The following is a 1,595-nucleotide window of genomic DNA, read 5'->3' as shown; positions in this document are numbered from 1 at the left end:
GGGGACCGCGGCGCGAGGGATGGCGTCGAGCCGGGCTCGTCGGGCACGGTGCCGGAGCGAGCCGGCGCTGTTTCACGTGAAACCACCGAACTGGTCGATCCCGGCGCGGTGTATCGAGAGATCCCGCCGTCGAGCATCGATCCCAACCCCAAGCAGCCGCGGACGCACTTCGACGAGGAGGCGCTCGCCGAACTCGCCCACTCGGTCAAGGAGTTCGGCCTCCTTCAACCGATCGTCGTCCGCGAGATGCCGGATGGCCGCTACCAGCTCATCATGGGCGAACGACGCTGGCGCGCGAGTCAGCGCGCGCAGCTCACGGCCGTCCCCGCGATCGTTCGCCAGACCGAGGATCAGGACCTCCTCCGCGACGCCCTTCTGGAGAACATCCACCGGGTGCAGCTGAACCCCTTGGAGGAAGCCGCCGCCTATCAGCAGCTCCTCGAGGAGTTCGACGTGACCCAGTCGGAACTCGCGCTACGGATCGGGCGCTCCCGCCCCGCCATCACCAACACGATCCGCCTGCTCCAGCTCCCCACCGCGGTGCAGCGGCGGGTCGCAGCGGGGGTCCTGTCGGCAGGACACGCGAGGGCGCTGCTCGCTCTGGAAGCCGGTGCCGCAGCCCAGGACGAGCTTGCGGCACGCATCGTCGCCGAGGGCCTGTCGGTGAGGGCGACGGAGGAGATCGTCACGCTCGCGAATCGCGACCCCCGAGGCGCGGAGCCGACGCGGCGGCCGACTCCCCGGGGTGGCCACCGCGATCCCGCCCTCGAGGCGGTCGCGGGGCGTCTCTCGGACCGGTTCGAGACCTCCGTGTCCGTGACGATGGGCCGCCGCAAGGGTCGGATCACCATCGACGTGGGTGACACCGAAGACCTGCAACGGGTACTCGCCCTGCTCGAGGGCGGGACCACCGGACCATCACGATGATCACCATCCGTCCGCTCGACCTCTCGGCCGTGGACCAACTCGGACCTCGCGCACGCAAGTGCGTCTACTGGCAGACGGACGGGAACGAGGGGGACGCCGCCCCGGGTGACCCCGAGTTCGAGAAGGAGGCCTGGATCTCCCATGTCTCCTTGGAGTGGGGTGTGTGCGGTCAGGTCGCCCGGAACGGTGAGCACTCCGCCGGCGCGGCCTTCTACGCGCCACCGGGGATGGTTCCCCGCGCCGCGTGTTTCCCGACCTCCCCGGTCGGGTCGGATGCGATCCTGTTGGCGGGGATGAGCGTGGAACGGGACGCGCCGACGGGTTCGCGGACCTCGCTCCTCGACGCGGTGGTGGTCGATCTCCGAAGCCGCGGAATCAAGGCCATCGAGGCTTTCGGAGTCACCTCCCAGGACACGGGGTCCATTACGTCACGTGACATGTGCGGGGCAGGCTCGTGTGTCGCGCCGACCGGCTTCCTGATCGAACACGGCTTCACCGTGGTCGCGGACCACGAGACCCACCCGCGCCTGCGGCTCGAGATCGAGAGCGAACATCTGTGGAAGGCGGATGTCGAGCGGGCGCTCGATCAGCTCTTCGCCGAGCGGGGCTTCGCCACCCGGAAGCTGGGGGTCCTGTCCGTGTCCGGGGTGTCGGCCCGGAGCGGCGGG

General features: G+C 69.8%; 2 protein-coding genes. Both read left to right on the top strand.

Annotated elements, in window-relative coordinates; translation table 11 throughout:
* Positions 1–927, top strand: a 927-nt coding sequence (locus Q0444_RS11960) for a ParB/RepB/Spo0J family partition protein (protein WP_291079522.1), incomplete at its 5' end; no start/stop codon positions are given.
* A partial coding sequence (locus tag Q0444_RS11955) for a hypothetical protein (protein ID WP_299023325.1) occupies positions 924–1,595 on the top strand: 672 nt, incomplete at its 3' end. The genes Q0444_RS11960 and Q0444_RS11955, both read left to right, overlap by 4 nt.

It is taken from the genome of uncultured Dietzia sp., assembly GCF_937873725.1.
Classification (GTDB): domain Bacteria; phylum Actinomycetota; class Actinomycetes; order Mycobacteriales; family Mycobacteriaceae; genus Dietzia.
Note: the sequence above shows the minus strand (reverse complement) of the source record. Positions and strands in the feature narration are given on the sequence as shown.